3 protein-coding genes are annotated in these 3,634 nt (G+C 63.9%); 1 reads left to right on the forward strand and 2 read right to left on the reverse strand.

Features of this window, described 5'->3' with window-relative positions; genetic code table 11:
- On the forward strand, positions 1–146 hold a 146-nt coding region (locus JOZ76_RS38345; protein ID WP_366938625.1), incomplete at its 5' end, for a DUF3551 domain-containing protein.
- 68 nt (positions 147–214) lie between these two features.
- Here JOZ76_RS38345 and JOZ76_RS25000 read toward each other — a convergent pair.
- Positions 215–2,611, reverse strand: coding sequence for a TonB-dependent receptor (locus tag JOZ76_RS25000; protein WP_291703170.1), 2,397 nt, complete (start codon positions 2,609–2,611; stop codon positions 215–217).
- A gap of 149 nt (positions 2,612–2,760) precedes the next feature.
- Positions 2,761–3,634, reverse strand: an 874-nt coding sequence (locus tag JOZ76_RS25005; protein ID WP_291703172.1) for an energy transducer TonB family protein, incomplete at its 5' end; no start/stop codon positions are given.

A 3,634-nucleotide genomic window follows, 5' to 3' on the forward strand; every position in this document is an offset into this window, starting at 1 on the left:
CCTTCACCTCGCTAGGCCAATGCGGCCCCTCCGCGGCCGGCCGTGCCGCACAATGCGAGGTCAATCCGTTCCTCGCCTTTGCAGAACCGATCGGTTCTTTTCATCATCCGCGCCGCCATCACAGGCGCATGCAGCGGCTGGAATGAACGCCAGCAAGCAAAGGCGCCGCGAACAGGACCCGCGGCGCGCTTGCGTCTTCCGACAACGTAGATGTTCAGAACGTCGCCCTGATGCCAGCATAGATCGCGAGCGGCATGCCCGGCAGTAAGGTCCGCGGATCGTTGAAGGTGAGCAGGTTGGCGCCACCGAGCGTCGAGTTGTTGAAGCCGCCGGTGTCGAAGAATGTACCGGCGGAGTAGTAATGCTGGTTGAACAGGTTCTGCACCAACCCGAAGAGCTCGATGTTCTTCGTTACCTGGTAGGACGTGTGCATGTTGACGACCCAGTAGGCCGGCACCTTCGCATTCAGATTGGAGTCGTCGTGGATCAGCCACTGGCTGCCGACCACGTTGAGATCGGCACCGATTTTCCAGGCGTCGGTCACGGCATATTCAGCACCAGCCTTGAAACGCTGCGCCGGGATTCCCGGAATGTGATCGCCGGGAACGACCGAGATGAGGCCGCCAACGGCCATCGGGTTGTGGGGCGATGAAAGTGTCAGAAAATTTTGATAGGTCGCGTCGATAAAGGTGTAGTTGGCATAGGCGGTCCAGCGGTTCCAGCCGAGATCGACCTTCGCCTCGAGGCCCTGGCGCAGCGTGGTGCCGGCATTCTGGAAGAAGCCGTGGCCCGGAACCTGGCTCGCAATATTGATGATATCGTCGCTGTTGTCGGCGCGGAACAGGCTGAGGCCCCAGCGCAGCCGCCAGCCGCTGTCCGCGACCGTGTCGGCTTTCTTCGGTGCCTTGGTCACCAGCTCTGCAGATGCACCGCCGCCAGAAAACTCGCCGCGCAGGCCGCCCTCTGTCGTGTGCGACACCACCTGCTTGAGCGGCGGATCGGCGAGCAGAAAATTGTCGATCTGGCAGGGAATGGCGGGATCCGAGCAGCCGAGCTCGAGCGGCGTCGGGGCACGGTTGGCTTCCGAGTAGCCGGCGTAGGCGCTCATGTTAGGCGTGATCTTGTAGGTGAGGCCGACTACGGGATTGAAGCGCTGAAACTGGTTCTGGCTGGTGAGCAGCGGATTGGTGCCGGTCAGGTCCTGCAGATTGATCTGTGCGAAGTTGTAGCGGCCACCGGCGGTGAAGGAGAGCTGCGAGGTGATGTCGAAGGTGTTAGTGGCGTAGACACCGACATAGGTGTTGTTGGTGCCGAGATTGACCGGAGCAAGGTCAGCCAAGGGCTGATCGATGAAGACGCCGGTGCCGGTGACGAAGAAATTCTGGTCGATCGTGCCGAGTTCGGAGGACGACTGGAAGTTCGAGTGGCCGCGATCGACACTGGTGCCGACCACAAAGTGGTTGTCGTGCCCGAACAGTTGTGCGGTCGAGGTCGCCTGCAGGGAGCCGCCAAAACTGTTCGACGTCGTGGTGTTGCGGTCGATCTCGCCGAGTGCGGAGTTGCCCGGAAGCGTGTTGAACACCGGCATGTTCACGTTGAGCGGCGTTGCCGGATCGCCGATGCATATCTGGCCGGCAAGCGCGGGAGCGACGGCCGGATCGCAGGGCTGAGCATCGCTGCCGTTGGCGTCGACATGGGCGGCGCGGTAGCTGCGGAAATAGGCGTTGCCCTGCAGCGTCAGCGTGTCGGTCGGCGTCCACTTTCCGTTCGCCTGCAGGAAGGCGAGTTGCAGATGCGTGGTCTGCGGCCAGGTGAAGACGCTCGACCAGCGCCGATTGAGCATCTCGATCGGCGTGGCGACGGTCCCGCCAAGCTTGTTGTCGGCGCCGGTGAACGAGACGTGGAATTCCGTCTGATCGCCCTTCGCACCGAGATCGACATACATGCGTCGGATCTGGGAGGATGCCGAGAAGTCGCGCCAGCCCCTGTCATAGGTGGTGTCGCCGGCGACGTAGGCCGAAAGATTGTCCTTCTGGTATCCGCTCTGTGCGCCCGCCGAGATGCGTCCGAAGGAGCCGCCGCGCAGCTCGGCCTCGTTGCCCTGATAGGTAAAACCGTTCTTCATCTCGATCGACATGGCGCCGCCGGTCGCGTTGAGGCCGAACAGCGGATTGTTCGGCATCAGCGTCATGCGCGCGATCGCCATCTCCGGGATGAGGTCCCAATTCACGACGTCGCCAAAAGCTTCGTTGATGCGATTGCCGTTTTGATAGACGGCGATGCCCTGCGGCGTCCCCGGCACCGGCGAGGCGGAGAAGCCGCGATAGTCGAGATTGCGCTGAAACGCATTGCCGGACTGGTCGCTCAGGGTCACGCCGGGCAGCGACTGCACCATGCCATCGAGCAGCGACGGCGTCTTGGCATGATCGAGATCGGCCGCACCGATCGACTGAAGATTGGATGGGACCTTGTCGCGATCGATCTCGCCGCCGGGGACGGGCGAAATGCCAACGGCTTCGATCGTCGGTATCGCCTCCTGCGCGGCAACTGCGACCGGCAGCATCGCACAGATCAACAACAGCGCGCTCTTAAGCACCGTGCGCCCGCTCAAACGTCCCCCTCCTCGCCTTGATCGCATCTGCTCGCGCGCCACCATCCGGTACCATTCAAGCGAAATCGGCAGTAAGGCGACTCGTAGATAGTCGGTCCAACGCCCGCAACAGGAATTGTTCTCGTGCCATCAGGGATATTCTCCCCAACTTACTGCGGCTTCAGGTGTATCGGAACGAGCCTGGTGATCTGCGCTTCGGGCATGCTGGCAGGAAAATGCGGAAAAGGTGCCGCGCGTTCAATGATCGAAAGCGCGGCATGGTCCAGGGTCGCCGAGCCGCCGCTTCTTGCGATGTGATGGGTCAGAAGGCGTCCATTGCGATCGACCGTCACGCTCACCTGCGCCGTACCGGTGTCCCTGTTGCCGTTCGTCGCATAAGTCGCGACGCGCTGGATCTGTGCACCGAACTGGCTCAACCAGGATTCCCGCCCCACCCGGGCTCCCTCGCTCTCAGCGCCGGGATTGGGCGCCGCCGCGACGCGCATGGGCTTGCTTCCCGGCGCACCGACGGACTTCGGCGGCGCCTGGCGCTTCTCCACCTTTTCGTCATGCGTCACCTTGCGCGGCGGCGGCTCGCGGACGGCCGGTTTGGGAGGCGGTGGCGCGGCCTCGACCGGCCTCTCCGGCGGGACAACGGTCGCCTCTTCGGGGACCGGCGGCGCTGGAACAGGCTCGACCTGAACGCGCGGCGCAGGCAGCGGCTCCTCGGGCGGCACCATCGCCTCGACCTGTGGCGGCGGTGGCGGCTCATTCGGGACCGGCGGCGGCAGCTCTTTCGGCGGATCCTCGGGCCGGTCCATTTTGGTCGGCGCGGGGTCCGGCTGGTCGACGGTCGGCGGTGCAGTCGGCGCACTCTGCGCGGGCATGAAGGCGACGTCGAAGGCCGGCGCCTCGGCGCGCGTCTCCGGCTCCGGCCTCAGCCGCAGATATCCCACCGCGAGCCCGACATGGAGCACGAGGACGATGACCACAGCCGCAACCCAGAGCGCGAACTCGCCGGATTGATCCGGTTGATCATCGACC

This window comes from Bradyrhizobium sp., from assembly GCF_019244115.1.
Lineage (GTDB): Bacteria > Pseudomonadota > Alphaproteobacteria > Rhizobiales > Xanthobacteraceae > Bradyrhizobium.